18 protein-coding genes are annotated in these 19,664 nt (G+C 69.2%); 4 read left to right on the forward strand and 14 right to left on the reverse strand.

The window, feature by feature from the left end; genetic code table 11:
- Positions 1-7 precede the first annotated feature (7 nt).
- The 6 genes from GGQ63_RS18435 to GGQ63_RS18460 form a co-directional block, all read right to left on the reverse strand.
- The gene (locus GGQ63_RS18435; protein ID WP_183858081.1) at positions 8-1,240 is read right to left on the reverse strand and encodes a cysteine desulfurase; all 1,233 of its coding nucleotides are present in this window, start codon (positions 1,238-1,240) and stop codon (positions 8-10) included.
- Positions 1,240-2,541 (reverse strand): Fe-S cluster assembly protein SufD, encoded by a 1,302-nt coding sequence (sufD, locus tag GGQ63_RS18440; RefSeq protein ID WP_183858082.1) that lies wholly within the window; start codon positions 2,539-2,541, stop codon positions 1,240-1,242. The genes GGQ63_RS18435 and sufD overlap by 1 nt, the downstream gene beginning before the upstream one ends.
- A 9-nt stretch (positions 2,542-2,550) precedes the next feature.
- Positions 2,551-3,300, reverse strand: coding sequence for a Fe-S cluster assembly ATPase SufC (sufC, locus tag GGQ63_RS18445; protein ID WP_183858083.1), 750 nt, complete (start codon positions 3,298-3,300; stop codon positions 2,551-2,553).
- Positions 3,301-3,392: 92 nt separating this feature from the next.
- Positions 3,393-3,614 (reverse strand): hypothetical protein, encoded by a 222-nt coding sequence (locus GGQ63_RS18450; protein ID WP_183858084.1) that lies wholly within the window; start codon positions 3,612-3,614, stop codon positions 3,393-3,395.
- 2 nt (positions 3,615-3,616) lie between these two features.
- Positions 3,617-5,086, reverse strand: a complete 1,470-nt coding sequence (gene sufB, locus GGQ63_RS18455) for a Fe-S cluster assembly protein SufB (protein ID WP_183858085.1) — start codon at positions 5,084-5,086, stop codon at positions 3,617-3,619.
- Between the two features lie 49 nt (positions 5,087-5,135).
- Positions 5,136-6,293, reverse strand: coding sequence for a cysteine desulfurase family protein (locus GGQ63_RS18460; protein ID WP_246429870.1), 1,158 nt, complete (start codon positions 6,291-6,293; stop codon positions 5,136-5,138).
- Between the two features lie 212 nt (positions 6,294-6,505).
- Here GGQ63_RS18460 and GGQ63_RS18465 point away from each other — a divergent pair, with 212 nt between their 5' ends.
- A complete protein-coding gene (locus GGQ63_RS18465; RefSeq protein WP_183858087.1) occupies positions 6,506-7,159 on the forward strand; it encodes an alpha/beta hydrolase in 654 nt (217 codons plus the stop codon).
- Between the two features lie 49 nt (positions 7,160-7,208).
- On the opposite strand, the gene GGQ63_RS18470 is transcribed toward GGQ63_RS18465, so the two are convergent.
- The 3 genes from GGQ63_RS18470 to GGQ63_RS18480 all read right to left on the reverse strand — a co-directional run bounded on the left by GGQ63_RS18470 (position 7,209) and on the right by GGQ63_RS18480 (position 11,302).
- Positions 7,209-8,090, reverse strand: a complete 882-nt coding sequence (locus tag GGQ63_RS18470; RefSeq protein ID WP_183858088.1) for a hypothetical protein — start codon at positions 8,088-8,090, stop codon at positions 7,209-7,211.
- A 110-nt stretch (positions 8,091-8,200) separates the two neighbouring features.
- A complete protein-coding gene (locus tag GGQ63_RS18475) occupies positions 8,201-10,078 on the reverse strand; it encodes a potassium/proton antiporter (protein ID WP_183858089.1) in 1,878 nt (625 codons plus the stop codon).
- A 123-nt stretch (positions 10,079-10,201) separates the two neighbouring features.
- Positions 10,202-11,302 (reverse strand): anhydro-N-acetylmuramic acid kinase, encoded by a 1,101-nt coding sequence (locus GGQ63_RS18480; protein ID WP_183858090.1) that lies wholly within the window; start codon positions 11,300-11,302, stop codon positions 10,202-10,204.
- A 103-nt stretch (positions 11,303-11,405) separates the two neighbouring features.
- On the opposite strand from GGQ63_RS18480, the gene tyrS reads away from it, so the two are divergent.
- Positions 11,406-12,665, forward strand: coding sequence for a tyrosine--tRNA ligase (tyrS, locus tag GGQ63_RS18485; protein WP_183858091.1), 1,260 nt, complete (start codon positions 11,406-11,408; stop codon positions 12,663-12,665).
- 512 nt (positions 12,666-13,177) lie between these two features.
- Here the strand turns inward: tyrS and GGQ63_RS18490 are convergent.
- Positions 13,178-13,759 (reverse strand): hypothetical protein, encoded by a 582-nt coding sequence (locus tag GGQ63_RS18490; RefSeq protein WP_183858092.1) that lies wholly within the window; start codon positions 13,757-13,759, stop codon positions 13,178-13,180.
- 269 nt (positions 13,760-14,028) lie between these two features.
- On the opposite strand from GGQ63_RS18490, the gene GGQ63_RS18495 reads away from it, so the two are divergent.
- Positions 14,029-14,178 carry a DUF1127 domain-containing protein gene (locus GGQ63_RS18495; RefSeq protein WP_183858166.1) on the forward strand — a complete coding sequence of 50 codons (150 nt, stop codon included), beginning with the start codon at positions 14,029-14,031 and terminating at the stop codon, positions 14,176-14,178.
- Positions 14,179-14,386: 208 nt separating this feature from the next.
- Positions 14,387-15,790, forward strand: coding sequence for a methylenetetrahydrofolate--tRNA-(uracil(54)-C(5))-methyltransferase (FADH(2)-oxidizing) TrmFO (gene trmFO, locus GGQ63_RS18500; protein ID WP_183858093.1), 1,404 nt, complete (start codon positions 14,387-14,389; stop codon positions 15,788-15,790).
- 16 nt (positions 15,791-15,806) lie between these two features.
- Here the strand turns inward: trmFO and GGQ63_RS18505 are convergent, their stop codons facing one another.
- Genes GGQ63_RS18505 through secD form a run of 4 tightly spaced genes read right to left on the reverse strand, consistent with a single transcriptional unit; the run spans position 15,807 to position 19,637 of the window.
- Entirely contained in the window at positions 15,807-16,646 is an 840-nt protein-coding gene (locus GGQ63_RS18505) for a phytoene/squalene synthase family protein (protein ID WP_183858094.1), read from the reverse strand.
- A 23-nt stretch (positions 16,647-16,669) separates the two neighbouring features.
- Positions 16,670-17,059 carry an Mth938-like domain-containing protein gene (locus tag GGQ63_RS18510; protein WP_183858095.1) on the reverse strand — a complete coding sequence of 130 codons (390 nt, stop codon included), beginning with the start codon at positions 17,057-17,059 and terminating at the stop codon, positions 16,670-16,672.
- A gap of 4 nt (positions 17,060-17,063) precedes the next feature.
- Positions 17,064-18,008, reverse strand: a complete 945-nt coding sequence (gene secF / locus GGQ63_RS18515; RefSeq protein WP_183858096.1) for a protein translocase subunit SecF — start codon at positions 18,006-18,008, stop codon at positions 17,064-17,066.
- A gap of 21 nt (positions 18,009-18,029) precedes the next feature.
- Complete coding sequence (gene secD, locus GGQ63_RS18520; protein ID WP_183858097.1) at positions 18,030-19,637, reverse strand: protein translocase subunit SecD; 1,608 nt, start codon at positions 19,635-19,637, stop codon at positions 18,030-18,032.
- Positions 19,638-19,664: the final 27 nt, after the last annotated feature.

Genomic DNA, 19,664 nt, shown 5'->3' on the forward strand with positions numbered 1-19,664 from the left:
CATCACCTCACGAGAAGAACCGGTTCGCCTTGACGAGCGCCTCGGCCAGCCGGTCGACCTCGTCGAGCGTGTTGTAGAGCCCGAACGAGGCGCGGCAGGTCGATGTCACCCCATATCGGGCGAGCAGCGGCTGGGCGCAATGCGTGCCGGCGCGGACCGCGACGCCCTCGCGGTCGATGATGGTCGACACGTCGTGGGCATGCGCCCCGGCCATCTCGAAGGAGACGATCGCCCCCTTGTCGCGCGCCTTGCCGATGATCCGCAGGCTGTTGATGCGCGACAGGCGCTCATGCGCATAGTCGCGCAGCCGCGCCTCGTGCGCAGCGATCGCGGTGCGGCCGATGCCGTCCATATAGTCGAGCGCCGCGCCGAGCCCGATCGCCTCGGCGATCGGCGGCGTGCCGGCCTCGAAGCGGTGGGGCGGGTCGCCATAGGTGACGCGATCCTCGGTGACGTCGCGGATCATCTCGCCGCCGCCGAGGAAGGGCGGCAGTTTGTCGAGCCAGGCCTTCTTGCCGTAGAGCACGCCGATGCCGGTCGGCCCATAGACCTTGTGGCCCGTGAAGGCATAGAAATCGGCATCGAGATCGCGCACGTCGACCGGCATGTGGACGGCGCCCTGGCTGCCGTCGACGAGCACCGGCACGCCGTGGGCATGGGCGATGCGCACCACCTCCTTGATCGGCACGATGGTGCCGAGCGCATTCGACATCTGGGTGATCGCGACGATCTTCGTCCTCGGCCCGATCAGCTTCTCGAACTCGTCGAGCAGGAAATTGCCGTCCTCGTCGACCGGCGCCCAGCGGATCACCGCGCCGGAACGCTCGCGATGGAAGTGCCAGGGGACGATGTTCGAATGGTGCTCCATGATCGACAGCACGATCTCGTCGCCCTCGCCGATCGCCATGCGGCCGAAGGAGGCGGCAACGAGGTTGATCGCCTCGGTCGAGGAGCGGGTGAAGACGATCTCGTCGGTCGAGCCCGCATTGAGGAAGCGGCGCACGGTTTCGCGCGCGTTCTCATAGGCTTCCGTCGCGGTGTTGGAGAGATAGTGGAGGCCGCGATGGACGTTGGCATAGTCCTGCGTATAGGCCTTCACCATCGCGTCGACGACGGCCTGCGGCTTCTGGGCCGAGGCGCCATTGTCGAGATAGACGAGCGGTTTGCCGTAGACGGTACGGGACAGAATCGGGAAATCCTGCCGGATCCGGCCGACGTCGTATTCGTCCACACCGGCCATCACGCCCCTCCCCGCGCCGCCAGCCAGCGCGTCGCAGCCGCCTCGCAGACGGCGGCGATCGTCTCGTCGCCGAGCGCCTCGATCGCCTCGGCAAGGAAGGCGGTGACGAGAAGGGTCTCCGCCTCGGGGCGCGGGATGCCGCGGGCGAGCAGGTAGAAGAGGAGGTCCTCGTCGATCTGGCCGCTCGTCGCGCCGTGCGCGCACTGCACGTCGTCGGCGAAGATCTCGAGCTCGGGCTTCGCCGAAAACTGGCCGCCCTCGGAGAGCAGGAGGCCCTGCGTCATCATCCGCGCATCGGTCTTCTGCGCCTGCGGCTTGACGACGATGCGGCCCTGGAAGATCGCCTCGGCCTCGCCGTCGACCACCGCCTTGAAGCGCTCGCGGCTCTCGCAGGCGGGTTCGGTGTGGTCGACCACCAGCGCGATGTCGGCGTGCTGGCGGCCGCGCAGCATGGTCGCACCGTTCATGCCGATCTTCGCTTCGGGGCCGCTCAGCGTCACGAACTGCTGCGAGCGCGACAGCACCGCGCCGATCATCAGCACCAGATGGTCGAAGCGCGTCTCGCGGCCGGCGGTGAGCGCCAGCGTGCCGACATGGAGCGCGGCGTCGCCCTCCTGCTGCAGCTTCGCCCAGACGACGCGCGCCCGGTCGCCGATCACCGCTTCGGTGACGCCGTTCGCCTGATAGGCGGCGCCATCCGGCCCGGTATGAGTCTCGACGAGGCGGAGCGAAGCGTCGGCGCCGACATGGACGAGATTGCGCGTCTGCGTCGCATGCGCCCCGGTCGTCACATGGGCGAGCTCGATCATCCGGCCGACGCTTGCGCCCGGCGCGACGTCGATCGCGACGCCGCCGGTCATCAGCGCGGTGTTGAGCGCGACGAGCGGATCGTCGAGCGCGGCGAGCGACGCGCCGACGCGCGGATCGTCGGCGGCGAGGAGGTCGGCGAGCGGCCGGATCGTCACGCCGTCGAGGCCGTCGGCATCGGAGAGCTCCGGCCGGTAGCTGCCATCGACGATGACGAGCCGTGCGCCACCGAAGGCAGAGACGGCCGGGAGACCGGCGGGCACGGCGCCCGGCTCGGCGAGCGGCGCGGCTTTCCGCATCAGCGCGCGCAGATCGGTATAGCGCCAGGCTTCGACGCGACGATGCGGCAGGCCGGCCTTCTGGAAGGCGGCGAAGGCCGCCTCGCGCCGCGCGGCGGTCTCGGGACCGCCGGCGAGACGGGTGCGCGCCGCCTGGAACTCGGCGGCGAGCGTCTCCTCGGCCTGGGTCCGCAGGATGCGGGGTTCGGCGTTCATGTCGCCTCCTCAGGCCGCGTTGGCCTGATAATCGGCATAGCCCTTGGCTTCGAGTTCGAGCGCCAGCTCCGGTCCGCCGGTGCGCACGATGCGGCCGGCCGAGAGCACGTGCACCTTGTCGGGCACGATATGGTCGAGCAGCCGCTGGTAATGGGTGATCACGAGCATCGAGCGGTCGGGCGAGCGCAGCGCATTGACGCCGTCCGAGACCACCCGCAGCGCGTCGATGTCGAGGCCGGAATCGGTCTCGTCGAGCACGGCGAGCTTCGGCTCGAGCAGCGCCATCTGCAGGATCTCGTTCCGCTTCTTCTCGCCGCCGGAGAAGCCGACATTGAGGCCGCGCCGCAGCATGTCCTGCGTGATGTTGAGCCTGTCGGCGGCGCCCTTCACGCGGCGCATGAAGTCGGGCGTCGAAAGCTCCGGCTCGCCGCGCTGCCGCCGCTGCGCGTTGAGCGCCGTTTTGAGGAACGTCATGGTCGCGACGCCGGGGATCTCGAGCGGATACTGGAAGGCGAGGAAGATGCCCTTCGCCGCCCGCTCGCTCGGATCGAGCCCGACGATGTCCTCACCGTCGAACAGGATCTCGCCCTCGGTCACCTCATAGCCGTCGCGGCCGGCGAGCACATAGGAGAGCGTCGACTTGCCGGAGCCGTTCGGCCCCATGATGGCGTGCACCTCGCCGGTCGGTACGACGAGATCGACCCCCTTGAGGATCGCCTTGCCGTCGACGGTGGCGTGCAGGTTCCTGATTTCCAGCATTTCGTTCGTCCGTTCGTTCTTGCGCCGTTCACGCCCTGCTCAGGTCGTGGATGCCCACGCCGAGCCCGGGGAGAATGGCGGGGCCATCGCCGTCATTCCGCCAGTTCGAGCCGCTTCTCGATGCGATCGGGCCGCACCTTCAGCCCGGCGATCTCGAAATCGTGCAGCGTCTGGCCACCGGAGAGGCCCGCCATGTGCTGGCGGATGATCAGCAGCTCAGCGCGGGCGCCGCTCAACTCGTCCTTCATCGACGAGAGATCTGCCCGAATGATCCGAAGGTGCTCGAGGACGAGGTTCTCGACATTCTCGTTCATGATCAGCCCACCGAGCCTTCGAGCGAGATGCCGATCAGCTTCTGCGCCTCGACGGCGAACTCCATCGGCAGCTGCTGGATGACGTCCTTGACGAAGCCGTTGACGATCAGCGCCGTCGCCTCCTCGGCCGAAAGGCCGCGCTGGCGGCAGTAGAAGAGCTGCTCGTCGGAGATCTTCGAGGTGGTCGCCTCGTGCTCGAACACCGCGGTGGCGTTCTTCGATTCGATATAGGGCACGGTGTGCGCGCCGCACCGGTTGCCGATCAGAAGCGAGTCGCAATTGGTGAAATTGCGCGCGCCGGTCGCCCGGCGGTGCGCCGAGACGAGACCGCGATAGGTGTTGTTCGAGCGGCCGGCCGAGATGCCCTTCGAGATGATGCGGCTCTTCGTGTTGCGGCCGAGATGGATCATCTTGGTGCCCGAATCGACCTGCTGCGCGCCGTTCGACACCGCGATCGAATAGAATTCGCCCTGGCTCTCGTCGCCGCGCAGGATGCAGCTCGGATATTTCCAGGTGATCGCCGAGCCGGTCTCGACCTGCGTCCAGGAGATCTTCGAGCGCGTGCCGCGGCAGTCGCCGCGCTTGGTGACGAAGTTGTAGATGCCGCCCTTGCCGTTGGCGTCGCCGGGATACCAGTTCTGCACCGTCGAATACTTGATCTCGGCGTCGTCGAGCGCGACGAGCTCGACCACCGCGGCGTGCAGCTGGTTCTCGTCGCGCATCGGCGCGGTGCAGCCCTCGAGATAGGACACATAGGCGCCCTTGTCCGCGATGATCAGCGTCCGCTCGAACTGGCCGGTGTTCTTCTCGTTGATGCGGAAATAGGTCGACAGTTCCATCGGGCAGCGCACGCCCGGCGGCACGTAGACGAAGGAGCCGTCGGAGAACACCGCCGAATTGAGCGTCGCATAGAAATTGTCGGTCACCGGCACGACCGAGCCGAGATATTTACGCACCAGCTCGGGATGCTCGCGGACGGCCTCGGAGATGGAGCAGAAGATGACGCCCGCCTTCTGCAGCTCGGCCTTGAAGGTGGTGACGACCGAGACGCTGTCGAACACCGCGTCGACCGCGACGCGGGCGCCCTCGACACCGGCGAGGATTTCCCGCTCGCGCAGGGGAATGCCGAGCTTCTCATAGGTGGCGAGCAGCGCCGGATCGACCTCGTCGAGGCTCTTCGGCCCCGCCGTGCTCTTCGGCGCGGAATAGTAATAGAGCTCGTCGAAGGCGATCGGCGGATAGTCGACGCGCGCCCATCTCGGCTCGGTCATCGTCAGCCAGCGCCGGTAGGCGTCGAGCCGCCATTCGAGCATCCATTCGGGCTCGTTCTTCTTTGCCGAAATGAAGCGGACCACGTCCTCGGACAGACCCTTCGGAGCGCGCTCGCTCTCGATCTCGGTCACGAAGCCGTATTTGTACTGATCGACGTCGATCCGGCGGACCTGGTCCACCGTCTCCTGAACTGCCGGCATTTCCTACTCCATCCGCTGCGGTTTCAAGGACCGCGGGTCGAGCATGCACTCAGGCCGCACGTGTCACGGCCGGCGCGAGCCGCTCCATGACACGCCGCCAGGCATCCGTAAACCTCTCCAATTCCTCATCCGCGGTGGACCAGCCGAAGCTGATCCTGACCGCGGACCGTGCGATCTCGTCCGAAAGCCCCATCGCCGCGAGCACGTGCGACGGACCGACCTTGCCGGACGAGCAGGCGGCGCCCGAGGACACCGCCGCGCCCTCGAGATCGAGGGCGATGACGAGCGTTTCGGCCGGAACGCCGGGCACCGCGACGCAGAGCGTCTGGGGCAGCCGCTCGGCCGCCGCGCCGACGAGCACGGCACCACCGAGCGCCGCGGCGAGCCGGTCCCGCCGCGCCGCATCGGCACCCGCTTCGACCTCGCTCCGCGCGGCTTCCGCCGCCGCGCCGAAGCCGGCGATGCCGGCGACGTTCTGGGTGCCGGCGCGGGCGCCCTTCTCCTGGCCCCCGCCGGTAACGAGCGGTGCCGGGGCGGCGAGATCGCCGCCGAGCACGATCGCACCGACGCCCTGCGGCCCGCCGATCTTGTGCGCCGACAGGGTCAGGAAATCGACGCCGAGCGCGGCGATGTCGACCGGAATGCGTCCGGCCGCCTGCACGGCATCGCTGTGGACGAGCGCGCCATGGCCGCGCGCAACCGCCGCCACCGCCGCGACCGGCTGGACGACACCGGTCTCGTTATTGGCGAGCATCACCGAGACGAGCGCCCGGCGACCCGCCGTCCGTTCCTCGGAAAGCAGCGCCCCGAGCGCATCGAGCCGGGCGATCCCGTCGCCGTCGACCGGCAGGCGGCGCACCCGCTCGGCGGGAAAACGCCCGCCGGCGAGCACGGAGGGATGCTCCGTCGCCCCGACGATCAGCGTGTCGACGACGACCTCGCCGGCGCCGATCCTGAGGCGCGGCGAGAGAACGGTGACGTTCGCCTCGGTGCCGCCGCCGGTGAAGACCACCCGGTCCGCCACTGCCCCGACGAGCGCGGCGACCTGCCGCCGCGCCGCCTCGACCGAAGCCCGCGCAGCCCGGCCCTCGGCGTGCACCGAGGACGGATTGCCCGCCCGCTCGAACACCGCGAGCATCGCGGCGCGTGCTTCCACGCGCAGCGGCGAGCCCGCATTGTGGTCGAGATAGAGGCGCGCCTTCGCCAAACCCGGCTTCCTTCGTCCCGTCGGCATCCCGCCAACGCCAAACTTGTTGAAATCGAGACCAGCCCTCATGTTAAAAGGGCCGGCCTTGTGACGGCCATCCGTCGCAACTTCGAACGGTTCTAAGTTCTAGAAACCCTGAGCGAACGAGTCAAGTTCGCCACGGTCCCCATATGGGTGCCGTGCGGGTTCTTCGCCACGAGGTTTTCGCTTCCATGCCCGAGGTCATCTTCAACGGTCCCGCCGGTCGCATCGAGGGGCGCTATCAGCCCTCGCGCGAGAAGAACGGGCCGATCGCGCTCGTGCTGCATCCGCACCCGCAATTCGGCGGGACGATGAACAATCAGGTGACCTACCAGCTCTTCTACATGTTCGCGAAGCGCGGCTTCGCCGTGCTGCGGTTCAATTTCCGCGGCGTCGGGCGCAGCCAGGGCGCCTTCGATCATGGCGAGGGCGAGCTGTCGGACGCGGCGTCCGCGCTCGACTGGGTGCAGACCGTCCATCCGGATGCGCGCGCCTGCTGGGTCGCCGGCTTCTCCTTCGGCGCCTGGATCGGCATGCAGCTGCTGATGCGCCGTCCGGAGATCGAGGGCTTCATCTCGATCGCGCCGCAGGCCAATCTCTACGACTTCTCCTTCCTTGCGCCCTGCCCGTCCTCCGGCCTGATCATCCATGGCGACCAGGACAAGGTGGCGCCGCCGAAGGATGTGCAAGGGCTGGTCGACAAGCTGAAGACGCAGAAGGGCATCGTGGTCGAGCAGCAGATCATCCCCGGCGCCAACCACTTCTTCGAGAATCACGTCGACACGCTGATCGACAATTGCGGCAATTACGTCGATCGCCGCCTCAACATGCTGACGGCCGCCTGAGCGGCCGTCATCTCCCTCTTCGCCGCACCGCCGCTGCAGCGGCCGCGGCTCACGACCGCCAGAGCGGCAGGTTGAAGCGCGTGAGCTCGCCGGGACGCACGCCGGCGAGCACCACCATCGGGATCCAGTCCTCGCGCGCGCCGAGCCGGCCGCGATTGAGTTCGATCACGGTGTCGCGCCCGCGCGCCACCGCCCGCATGCAGCCGCCGGCGCGCCAGGGGTCGGTCTCGCCGGCGAGACCGTAGACGGAGCGCAGCCCCTCGGTATCGATGATGTCGCCGCCCTCGCCGGGCCGGAAGTCGGCCCAGATGTCGGGCGCCGGGTGATCGCTGCGGCCCGGATCGACGACGACCCGCCGGTCCTCGCCCGCAGATATGCGCGTCACAGGCAGCGGCGCGAAGGGATCTTCGTCCCAAGCGAAATTGTCGACGGTCAGCCGCGCGGCGTCGAGGCCGCGGAAGACGACCAGAACTCGCTCGGTGTGCGGCGCCGTCACGCCATCCGGCGAGAAGATCAGCCGCACATCGGTATCGGCCTGATCCAGCCGCAGGAAGCCGGCCGCGAACGGGTTGGGCAGCGCACCGAAACGGTCGGCGAGCAGGCTCGCGAGCGCGCCGAGCCGCATCACGTCGCCGCCCGGACCGGGCCGGAACTCGTCGATCACGCTCGGCGCCACCGCGCCGGCGCCGGTGTCGAATCCGCGTCCGGACGGCGCGCTCTCGCCGAGCCCCAGCACGGCCGCCAGCGATTCCGCCGCCGCGGCGAAGGGATCTGCGGTTCGGCCCCCGAGGAAGACATCGTCCTGCCAGAGATCCGACCAGCCGTCGCTATCGGCCGGGTCCTGCGCGGCCCCGTCGACTGTCTCCGCGCTCCAGCTCCTCTCCGAGACGCCGTCCCCTTCCCTAGCGGCAGGCATCATCCGATAAGACATAGTTCGAAATTCGTTATAATTTTCGGACGAGCCGGACATGGAAAGCTCCAACAATACGCGCGACTCCCCGGACCCGACTGCGCGCATTGAAGTTCCATGACAGGCTTAATTCAAGCGGCGTTGTCGCCCACTTTGGTGGATTCGTCATCCCGTTTTGGAACGGGAGGGGCCGCTGCGGCGTCTCGTCGCGCCTTCCGAGCAGCACGCCGCGTGCGCAACCACGCTGCGATCTCGCGGCGGTTTTGGAACAGCGGCAGGCGCGGCCGCGGCCCGCTGCGCTCGAGCGCGAGTCCGACCTCGGCCACGTCGCGATCCTCGTCGACCCGCCGCACGATCAGGTCGACCGGTCCGCACGCGACCCGATCACCCTCCTCGATGTCGCCGTCGAGCGTCTCGCGAATCACGTCGGCGACCGTCTGCCCGCGCACCGCCTCCGGCACCTCGAAGCCATAGGCGTCGCCGAGCTCCCCCATCCTCGCCTGCGCCGATAGCCCGAAATCGCCGAACAGCGCCGCGTCGCCGGCCGTCTCGGCCGGCCGGGCGAAGAGATGGTCGAGCAGGCGGATGTGATCGGTCGCGGTGACGATGTAGACCTGATCGCCGTCCTGCAGCCGCCCCGCCGTCTCGAAGCGCAACGACCGGCCGTCGCGCAGCACGAGCGAGGGCCGCGCCCAGCGCGGGATCCGGCCGCCGCGACCGACCGCGCTGTCGGGATGGACGCGGTAGGCGACCACCTCATGGTCTCCGCGGCCGGGGAGTTCGAGTTCGATGCGCTCGACGAGGCCCTGGCGCGACGGCACGACGAGACCGAGAAAGCGGGCGACCCGGCCGATCGTCCAGCCCTGGACGATGAGGGAGACGAGCACGACGACGAAGGCGACATTGAAGATCGCCCGGCCTTCAGGCACGCCGCCGATGAGCGGCACGATGGCGAGCAGGATCGAGACCGCGCCGCGCAGGCCCACCCAGGCGATGAACGCCGTCTCGTGGCGGGAGAAGCCGAACGGGAGCAGGCACAGCCACACCGCGAGCGGCCGCGCGAGGAGCATCAGCACCAGCGCGAGCGCGATCGCCGGCAGGAGCACGGCGGGAAAATCGGACGGCGCGGCGAGCAGGCCGAGGGTCAGGAACATCGCGATCTGGGCGAGCCAGCTCATGCCGCGCTGGAAGCGGCGGACCGCGAGCGCATGGCGGATCCGGGTGTTGCCGCAGACGAGGCCGGCGCAGTAGACGGCGAGGAAACCCGAGCCGCCGACCATATTGGTGGCGGCGAACAGCACCAGCGCGAAGGCGAGCACGACGATCGGCTGCAGCGCCGGCTCGAACTCGACCGCCTTGGCGATCCGCGCGATGACGACGCCGCCGAGGAGCCCGAGCAGTCCGCCGAAGCCGATCTGCGTCACCAAACTCCGCATGAGGCTCAGGATCGCCTGCTCCTCCCCCCGTGCCGCGCCCGCGCCCGCGATGCCGACGAGCGCGATGGTGAGGAAGATCGCCATCGGATCGTTCGAGCCGGATTCGACCTCGAGCGTGGAGCGGACGCGATCGCGCAGCGAGATGCCGCCGACGCGGAGGAGGAAGAACACCGCCGCCGCATCGGTCGAGGCGACGATCGTGCCGAGCAGGAGGCTGGCGAGCCACGACCAGTCGAACAGCAGATGGGCGCCGAGACCGACGAGCCCGGCCGTAACGAGGACGCCGAGGGTCGCGAGCAGAAGCGAAGGACCGAGCGCGATCTTCAACGTCTGCCAGCGCGTCTCGAAGCCGCTCTCGAACAGAATGATCGCGAGCGCGATCGAGCCGATGAAATAAGCGCCGGCGAAATTGCTGAACTCGATGCCGAGCCCGTCCTCGCCCGCGAGAAGTCCGACGAGCAGGAAGACGAGCAGGATCGGCGCGCCGAATCGCGCCGAGAACAGGCTGGTGAAGACCGCGCCGACGACGAGCAGCGACCCGATCAGAATCGCCAGACTCATCGCCTCCAGCATGGGCGCCATCCTTCCTCTGAGCGAATTATTGAACAGCGCACCGAACGCGCCCCGTGCCGATCAGTCAAGACCTTGATTCGGGCGAGGGTTTGCCCGGCCCGGCGATTTCGGCGCGAACGCCGGTCAGGGCTGCGCAAACACGCCGCCCGACAACGGCGCGCCGACGCCCGTCGTCCCTGGAAAGGTGAGCGGCAGGCCGGCTACGGAGCGGACGGCGAGGAAGGCGAAGGCCTGCGCCTCCATGAAGTCGGCCGACCAGCCGAGCGCCTCGGCACGGTCGACCGGCAGGCCGGACGCCTCGGCGAGCCGGGCAAGGATCGCGGGGTTGTGTGCGCCGCCGCCGCACACCACGATCCGCTCGGCGCCGCCCGCCGCCGCGACCCCCGCGGCAATGGCGTGCGCGGTGAAGGCGGCGAGCGTCGCCGCGGCATCCTCGGTCGAGAGGCGGCCGACCGGCGCGCGCGAGAAGGCGTCGCGGTCGAGCGATTTCGGCGGCGGCTCGAGGAAGTAGGGATCGTCGAGGAGGGCGGAGAGCGCCATCTCGTCGATCCGGCCGGCGCTGCTCAGAAGGCCGCCGCGGTCCATCGCCGCGCCGGTCCGCTCGCGCACCAGATCGTCGATGAGGGCGTTGCCCGGCCCTGTATCGAAGGCGACGAGATCACCCTCGGCGCCGACGAGGGTGGCATTGGCGACGCCGCCGATATTGACCACCGCGATGCGCCCGGCGAGCCCGGCGCGGCGGACGAGCGCCCGGTGATAGACCGGCACCAGCGGCGCCCCCTCGCCGCCCGCCGCGACGTCGGCGGCACGGAAATCGAAGACCACGGGGATGCCGAGCCGGCGCGCCAGCGCCGCGCCGTCGCCGATCTGGACCGTCAGGAAGCGGTGCGGCGCATGGAAGACGGTCTGGCCGTGGAAACCGACGAGCGACACCCGGCCGCGATCGACATCGGCCCGGCCGAGCAGCGCCTCGGCCGTCTCGGCATGCGCGGCGGTGACGATCGCCTCGGCCTCGGCGAGCACGCCCGGCCGCGCGGTGCGGTCCTCGAGCGACCGCGCCGCCGCGAGCGCGGCGCGCAGCACCGCCCGCTCCGCCTCGGCATAGGGTCGAAAGAGGGTCGGCCCGAAGGATTCGACGGTCTCGCCGTCGCTCGCGATGAGCGCGGCGTCGACCCCGTCGAGCGAGGTGCCGCTCATCATGCCCATCGCCACCGTTCTCAACATCGCGTCTCGTCCCCGTGATTTTTCGCCGGCGGACTGCTAGAGGAACGCCGCCGCCCGGTCTTTGCCGAGGACCATGGCGCGCAAAGACTAAAGGAATATCGCCATGACCGCCTTGAAGTCCGACTTCATGCAGACGATGACGGAGCGCGGCTTCGTCCACCAGTGCTCGGACCTCGAAGGTCTCGACGCGCGCTTCGCGAGCGGCCCGGTCACCGGCTATATCGGCTTCGACGCGACGGCGAAGAGCCTTCACGTCGGCTCGCTGATGCAGATCATGGCGCTGCGCTGGATGCAGAAGACCGGCCACCGGCCGATCGCGCTGATGGGCGGCGGCACGACGCGGATCGGCGATCCTTCCTTCAAGGACGAGGCGCGCAAGCTCCTCACCGACGAACAGATCGACGACAACCTCGCCGGCATCCGCCGGGTGTTCGACCGCTACCTCGCCTTCGGCGACGGGCCGACGGGCGCGATCATGACGAACAACGCCCTGTGGCTGAACGAGCTGCGCTACATCGACTTCCTGCGCGATGTCGGCCGCCACTTCTCGGTCAACCGCATGCTGTCCTTCGATTCGGTGAAGCTCCGGCTCGACCGCGAGCAGTCGCTCTCCTTCCTCGAATTCAACTACATGATCCTGCAGGCCTACGACTTCGTCGAGCTGCACCAGCGCCATGGCTGCATCCTGCAGATGGGCGGCTCGGACCAGTGGGGCAACATCATCAACGGGGTCGATCTCGGCCACCGCATGCTCGACGCGCAGTTCTACGCGCTGACGACGCCGCTCCTCACCACCGCCTCCGGCCAGAAGATGGGCAAGACCGCGGCCGGCGCCGTCTGGCTCAATGCCGACATGCTGTCGCCTTATGAATTCTGGCAGTACTGGCGCAACACCGAGGACGCCGATGTGGGCCGCTTCCTGAAGCTCTTCACCGAGCTGCCGCTCGCCGAGATCGAGCGCCTCGCCGCGCTCGGGGGTGCCGAGATCAACGACGCGAAGAAGGTGCTCGCGACCGAAGTGACGGCGCTCGCGCACGGCCGTGCCGCGGCCGAGGAGGCGGCGGAGACGGCGCGCAAGACCTTCGAGGAGGGCGCCCTCGCCGACGCGCTGCCGACGACCGAAGTCCCGGCGGCCGAGCTTTCCGCCGGCATCGGCGTGCTCGCCCTCTTCGTCCGGGCCGGCCTCGTCGCCTCGAATGGCGAGGCGCGCCGCCAGGTGAAGGGCGGCGGCCTTCGCGTCAACGACGCCGCGGTGACGGACGAGCGCGCGACCCTCGGCCCGTCCGATCTGGTCGACGGCGTGATCAAGCTCTCGCTCGGCCGCAAGAAGCACGTCCTCGTCCGCCCCGCCCGAGGCCCCTGAGCCGCTCGCCGTTCCGGGCGCCCGCGCCGCCCCGGCCTCCTCCCCGGTTGCGTGAGTTCCCACCTTCCCGGGAATGACGAGCGGCGAGGATCGTCCCCGAGATACCCCACCCTCACGATCATGGATGCCGGCACGGGGGCCGGCATGACGGGTGGAGGGGGTTGTTCGAAGCTCCCACATGGGGGTGCGAGGAGGAAGCCGGCCGGACGGCCGCAGCCCGAGCGCGCCGTCGCCGGTCCCGAACGCCCGCCACCCCGGCCTCCGTGCCGGGACCCATAATCGTGCCGCCGGGCGAGGTAAGCACCGCCGCCCCCCCACACCCGTATCCTCGAAGGCGTGGATCCATGACGGGGCGCCATCCGCTGCTTCACCGCACCGTGCCTTCGCGGGGATGACGGGTGGCGAGGACGGTCGCGGATGCCGGCCCGTCACGATCACGAATGCCGGCAGGCCGGGCATGACGGCTGGAGGGGGTCTCCGGAAATGCAGCCGGAGGGCGGCGCCTTTCCGTCCTATCCGCTCAGCCCGCCTTCCTTCGACCATTGATCGAGCGGCATGACGTCCGGGCGTTCGCCATTGGCGCGCGGCCAGGAATCGATCGCCCAGCGGACGCCGGTGGCGGCCTCGGTGATCGTCGCGGTGTTGTGCGGGTAACGGCCGTCGATGAGATAGCCGCGGCCCTTGGTGCGGCCGACGGTATGGAACTTCAGCAGGCCCTCTTCGGCGATCAACTGCAGCAGGCTCGTCGTATTGGTCGCCTCGTCGACACAGTCGAGCTGGCCCGGCCGGCCGAGCGAGCCGAAGGCCGCCTTCGGCAGGTCGCCCGCCGTGCCGACCTCGCGCCCCGCCTTCGTCTCGTACCACATCACCGCCTTGGCGATCGCCCCCCGCTCGGCCGCGGCGTCCTTGCGGCCCGCGGCGAGAAGGGTCTTCAGCCGCGCGAGATCGCCGGCCGAGAAGCGCAGCGGGGTGCGGATCGTGCAGCCATAGCCATGACAATAGCCGATCACCGGCATGGCCGCCGACGGCGCCGCAGCGCCCGCGATCGCCAGCAAGGCGAGGCCCGCCGCCCCGAGCTTCGGTGCGATCCGCATCCACAATCCTCCGTCAAGTCACTGGGCGAGCTTACACCATCGCCGGCGGCCTGGCACCCGCGCCGCCCGGCCGGTGCACCGAACATGGCATTGTTGCGTCGCAACATTGACGAGGCCCGCCATGTTGCTCTGCATTAACCGCATCGCTGCCATGCATTTTTTCAGGCTGCACAGAAAATCCCGTCCCCCCTACATTCGCATCAACAGAGCGGACACGGTCCTCGAAACGAGACGAACCGACCGGACTGTTAGATGGACGGATGGCGAAGATGGATCTGATGAACACGCTCCGCAATTGGCGGAAGTATCGCGAGACCTACAACGAGCTGACGCGCCTGTCGAACCGCGAGCTGGCCGACCTCGGCATTGCCCGGGCCGACATCCACAGCGTCGCGAAGCGCGCCACCGCCGGCTTCTGAGCCGGACGTACAGAATTCGAAAGGCAGACGAACCTCCTCCCTCGTCTCCTTCGATAGGTGGCCGAGCGAACCTCCTCCCTCGCGACGCCACCACCCAGAGAAGCGCCCGTCGGACCTCCTCCCCCGACGGGCGTTTTTCTTTTTGGGGGTCGCCCAGGCCGGCTCGCCCATATTGCCCCGCGCGCGGCGGCGAACTAGTTTGCCGGCCATGTCCCACGCTCCCCTTCATATCGTCGGCGGCGGCCTCGCCGGTTCCGAAGCCGCCTGGCAGATCGCCGAGGCCGGCGTTCCCGTCGTGCTGCACGAGATGCGGCCGGTGCGCATGACCGATGCGCACAAGACGGAAGGCCTCGCCGAGCTCGTCTGCTCCAATTCCTTCCGCTCCGACGACGCCGAGACCAATGCGGTCGGCCTGCTGCACGCCGAGATGCGGCGCGCCGGCTCGCTGATCATGCGGATGGGCGACGCCCATCAGGTGCCGGCCGGCGGCGCGCTCGCCGTCGATCGCGACGGCTTCTCGGCCGCCGTCACCGCGGCGCTCGAGGCGCACCCGCTGATCTCTATCGACCGCGGCGAGGTCGCCGGCCTGCCGCCGGACGACTGGGACAGTGTCATCGTCGCGACCGGCCCGCTCACCTCTCCCGCGCTCGCCGAGGCGATCCGCGGGCTGACCGGCGAGGATGCCCTCGCCTTCTTCGACGCCATCGCCCCGATCGTCCATTTCGACACGATCGACATGAACGTCGCCTGGTTCCAGTCGCGCTATGACAAGCCGGGGCCGGGCGGGACGGGTGCCGACTACATCAACTGCCCGATGGACAAGGCGCAGTACGAGGCCTTCGTCGCGGCGCTGCTCGCCGGCGAGAAGACGAGCTTCAAGGAATGGGAGAACGTCCCCTATTTCGACGGCTGCCTGCCGATCGAGGTGATGGCGGAGCGCGGCCCCGAAACGTTGCGGCACGGCCCGATGAAGCCGGTCGGCCTCACCAACCGGCACAAGCCGGACGAGAAGCCCTATGCCGTCGTGCAGCTGCGCCAGGACAATGCGCTCGGCACGCTCTACAACATGGTCGGCTTCCAGACGAAGCTGAAATACGGCGCGCAAGCCGAGATCTTCCGGATGATTCCGGGCCTCGGCGAAGCGCAGTTCGCCCGCCTCGGCGGGCTGCACCGCAACACCTTCCTGAACTCCCCAAGACTCCTCGACGGCACGCTGCGGCTGAAGGCGATGCCGCGGCTGCGCTTCGCCGGCCAGATCACCGGCTGCGAGGGCTATGTCGAATCGGCCGCGATCGGCCTGCTCGCCGGCCGGTTCGCCGCGGCGGAACGCACCGGCGTGCCGCTCACGCCGCCGCCGCCCACCACCGCCTTCGGCGCGCTGCTCGGCCACATCACCGGCGGCCATCTGAGCGCGGACGAGCCCGGCCGCCGCTCCTTCCAGCCGATGAACATCAATTTCGGCCTCTTCCCGCCGGTCGAGGTGCCGCGGGAGCCCGGCAAGCGGCTGCGCGGCAACGACAAGGCGATCGCCAGGAAGCGGGCGCTGAGTGGCCGCGCGCTCGCCGATATCGAGGCCTGGCTCGGCCTCGCGCAGCGCGAGGCGGCGGAATAGCGGTCGGCCGCCGGTTTCAGATCCCGGTTCGGGCGGCCCGCCAGAGCCGCCATTGCCGCCGCCATTGCGGCAGTTCGGCGAGGGTGTTGAGCGGATCGTGGCCCGGCGCCTCGAGCCGGGCGAGCATCGGCTCGACGAGGGCGAGCGGCAGGAAGGCGGGCTTCACCGCCGCCGGAGCCGTCCGGAGCGCGACGCGGGCGGCGCCGAGATGCCCGCGCGCCACGCCGCAGAGTTCGGCGATCGCCGCGCGCAGCGCCGGCGTCGTCTCGCCGGCGAACAGGCGATCGCGCGCGACGCCGTGCCGGTCGAGCAGATCGGCCGGCAGGTAGAGCTGCCCCCGGCGGGCATGGAAGGGCAGCGCCCGCATCAGACCGGCGAGCGCATAGGCGACGCCGGCATGGCCCGCGGCGTCGGCCGTGCCCGGATCGCCGCCATCCGCAAGCACCATCGCGGCGAGCTGGAAGAGCGCGGAGCTCGTCTCCCCGGCATAGCCCTCGAGGTCGTTGAGGCTCGGCATCGGGTCGTCATAGAGATCGAAGATGCGCGCCTCGAGCAGATTGTCGAAGGCGGAGAGCGGCAGGCCGAACTGCGCGATCGTCGCCGTGAGCGCCGCCGCGACGGGATGGCCCGCCGCCTCGCCCGGCCGCAGCCCCAGCGCGACGTCCCGCCACCATTGCAGCCGGATCTCGCCCGGCAGCGGCTGGCTCACGGTCTCGCGGATCCGCCCGACCTCGATATTGAAGGCGTGCAGCGCGAAGAGATGCGGCCGCGCCGCGGCGGGCGCGAAGAGATCGGCGAAGAAGCGGTCCGGGTCCTGGCGCCGGACGAGGTCGGCACAGGCGTCGCTCTCGGGCATCGGCATCTCCAGCGAGGAACGGGTCACCCGACCGCGATCAACGCCGCCGCGACCGAACGGCTCTCGGAGAGCAGCACATTGTAGGTGCGCACCGCCGCGCCCGTCGACATCGGGTCGGCGACGACCCCGCGCTCTCGCAGCGCCGCCCGCAGTTCCGGCCGCAGCGGCACGAGGTCCCGCCCCATGCCGACGAGCAGCACCTCGATCGAGGCCGCCTCCTCGAGCACGCGGGCGAGCGTCTCCGCATCGACCTCGGAGGCGGCCGTCACCGGCCAGCCATAGATGCCGCTCGGCAGGCAGAGGATCGAGCCGCGATGCGACATCTGCGCGAAGCGGAAGCCGCCATCGCCATAGGCGTCGACGGGCGCCCGGCCGGGAAAGTGCGCGTCGCGCACCACGAGGCCGTGCGCCATCGCCTCAGGCGCCCTTCTTCTCGGCCGCCTCGGCCTTGTCGCCCTTCAAGGCGTCCTGCCGCAGGCCGAAATAGATCAGGATCGGCGCAGCGATGAAGATCGACGACCAGGTGCCGATCACCACGCCGAAGATCATCGCCGCGGTGAACGAGCGGATCACCTCGCCGCCGAACACATAGAGCGCGCCGAGCGCCAGGATCGTCGTGAAGCCGGTCGTCGTGGTGCGGGCGAGCGTGTCGTTGATCGCCGCGTCGATCAGTTCGGAGAGCGGCAGCTTCTTGTATTTGCGCAGCGTCTCGCGGATTCGGTCATAGACGACGACGGTGTCGTTGAGCGAATAGCCGACGATCGTGAGGATCGCCGCGAGGCTCGACAGGTTGAATTCGAGCCCGGTGACGACGAAGAAGCCGAGCGTGATGATCACGTCGTGCAGCGTCGCGATGATCGCGCCGACGGCGAACTGCCATTCGAAGCGGAACCAGACATAGACCATGATCGCGGCGAGCGTGACGACGAGCGCGAGGCCGCCATTCCAGGCGAGCTCGCCCGAAACGCGCGGCCCGACGGTCTCGACGCGCCGCTCCTCGAGCGTGCCGCCGAGCGCGGCGCGCACCTTGTCGACCGCGGCGAGCTGCGCCGCCTCGCCACCCTCCTGCTGGCCGATCCGGATCAGCACGTCGTTCGGCGTGCCGAACGTCTGCACCTGGACGTCGCCGAGCTGCAGTCCGGAGAGTGTCGAGCGGATCGAGGCGAGATCGGCATCGCTGCCGTCCTTGGTCGCCACTTCGACGATCGTGCCGCCAAGGAAGTCGATGCCGAAATTCGGCCCCGGCGTGATGAAGAGCACGATGGCGAGAACGGACAGGATGGCGGAGATCGGCAGAGTCCACCGGCGATACCCCATGAAGGGGATGCGGGTATTGTCCGGGACGAGGCGCAAACGGAACATGGCTTGGCTCCTTCGGCCCGATCAGAGCGTGATCTTGGTCGGCCGCCGCCAGCGGACCCACAGCGCGACGACGAGCCGCGTGAAGGTGAAGGCGGTGAACATGGTGGTGAGCACGCCGATCGCGTGCGTCACGGCGAAGCCGCGGATCGGACCGGAGCCGAGATAGAACAGCGTCACCGCGGCGATCAGGGTCGTCAGATTGGCGTCGAGAATCGTCCCGAGCGCGCGTTGGAAACCGATGTCGATCGATGAGATCGCCGATCGCCCGGCGCGCGCCTCCTCGCGGATACGCTCGTAGATGAGCACGTTCGAATCGACCGCCGTGCCGACCGTGAGCACGATGCCGGCGATGCCGGGCAGCGACAGCGTCGCCCCGAGCAGGGTCACCACCGCGAAGACGAGCAGCACGTTGACGATGACGGCGATGTTGGCGATCCAGCCGAACACGCCGTAGACCGCGACCATGAAGACGCAGACGAGCGCCGTGCCGATCACCGAGGCGATCGCGCCGGCGCGGATCGAATCGGCGCCGAGGCCCGGTCCGATCGTCCGCTCCTCGACGATGTCGAGCTTCGCCGGCAGCGAGCCGGCGCGCAGCAGGATGGCGAGGTCGTTCGCCTGCTCGATCGAGAAGCCGCCCGAAATCTGGCCCGAGCCGCCGGTGATCGCGCTGCGGATGACCGGGGCCGAGATCACCTTCTCGTCGAGCACGATCGCGAAGGGCCGGCCGATATTCTGGGTGGTCACCGTGCCGAAGGTGCGGGCGCCGGAGGTGTTGAGCCGGAACGAGACGATCGGCTCGTTGGTCTGGTGGTCGAAGGCGGCCTGGGCATCGGCGAGATCCTCGCCCGTGAGCAGCGCCGATTCCTCGACGACATAGGAGACGTTCGGATCTTCGGCCGAGGGCAGGATCAGCGTGTTCGGCTTGCGGGCCGCTTCCGCCTGGCTCGTCGCCACGGTCGTGTCGACGAGGTGGAAGGTCATCTGCGCCGTCTGGCCGACCAGTTCCTTGAGGCGCTGGGGATCGCCGAGGCCCGGCGCCTCGACGAGGATGCGATCCTCGCCCTGGCGCTGGATCGACGGCTCGACGGTGCCGAGCTGGTCGATGCGCCGCGCGATCACCTCGGTCGACTGGTCGACGATCTGGCGCACGCGCTGCGTCAGGCCCTGCTGGGAATAGCTGAAGCGGACGAGCCCGTCATCGCCGATCGACAGGTCGAACTCGTTCACCGCCGAGCCGCCGAGCAGCGTGTTGTTGAGCGGGTTCTGCAGCGGCGTCAGCCGGGTGCGGGCGAGTTCGATCTGCGACGGATCGCGCAGCCGCAGCTGCACCGCCTGCCCCTGCGTGCCGAGGCCCGTATAGCCGATGCGCGGCTCCTCGAGCAGGGCGCGGCGCACCTCGCTCGTCAGCGTGCGCATCCGCTTCTGCACATAGTCGGCCCGGTCCACCTCATAGAGCAGATAGGCGCCGCCCTGAAGGTCGAGGCCGAGCACGATCTGCCGCGCCGGCAGCCAGCTCGGCCAGGATTCGACGGTGCTCTTCGAGAAGAAGTTGGGCAGCACCGCGAGAGCCGCGGCGAAGACGACGACGAAGATCGCGACGACCTTCCAGCGGGCGAAATGCAGCATGGGCGCGATCCGGACCGGCCTTCCCTA

Source organism: Prosthecomicrobium pneumaticum, assembly GCF_014199915.1.
GTDB lineage: Bacteria > Pseudomonadota > Alphaproteobacteria > Rhizobiales > Kaistiaceae > Prosthecomicrobium > Prosthecomicrobium pneumaticum.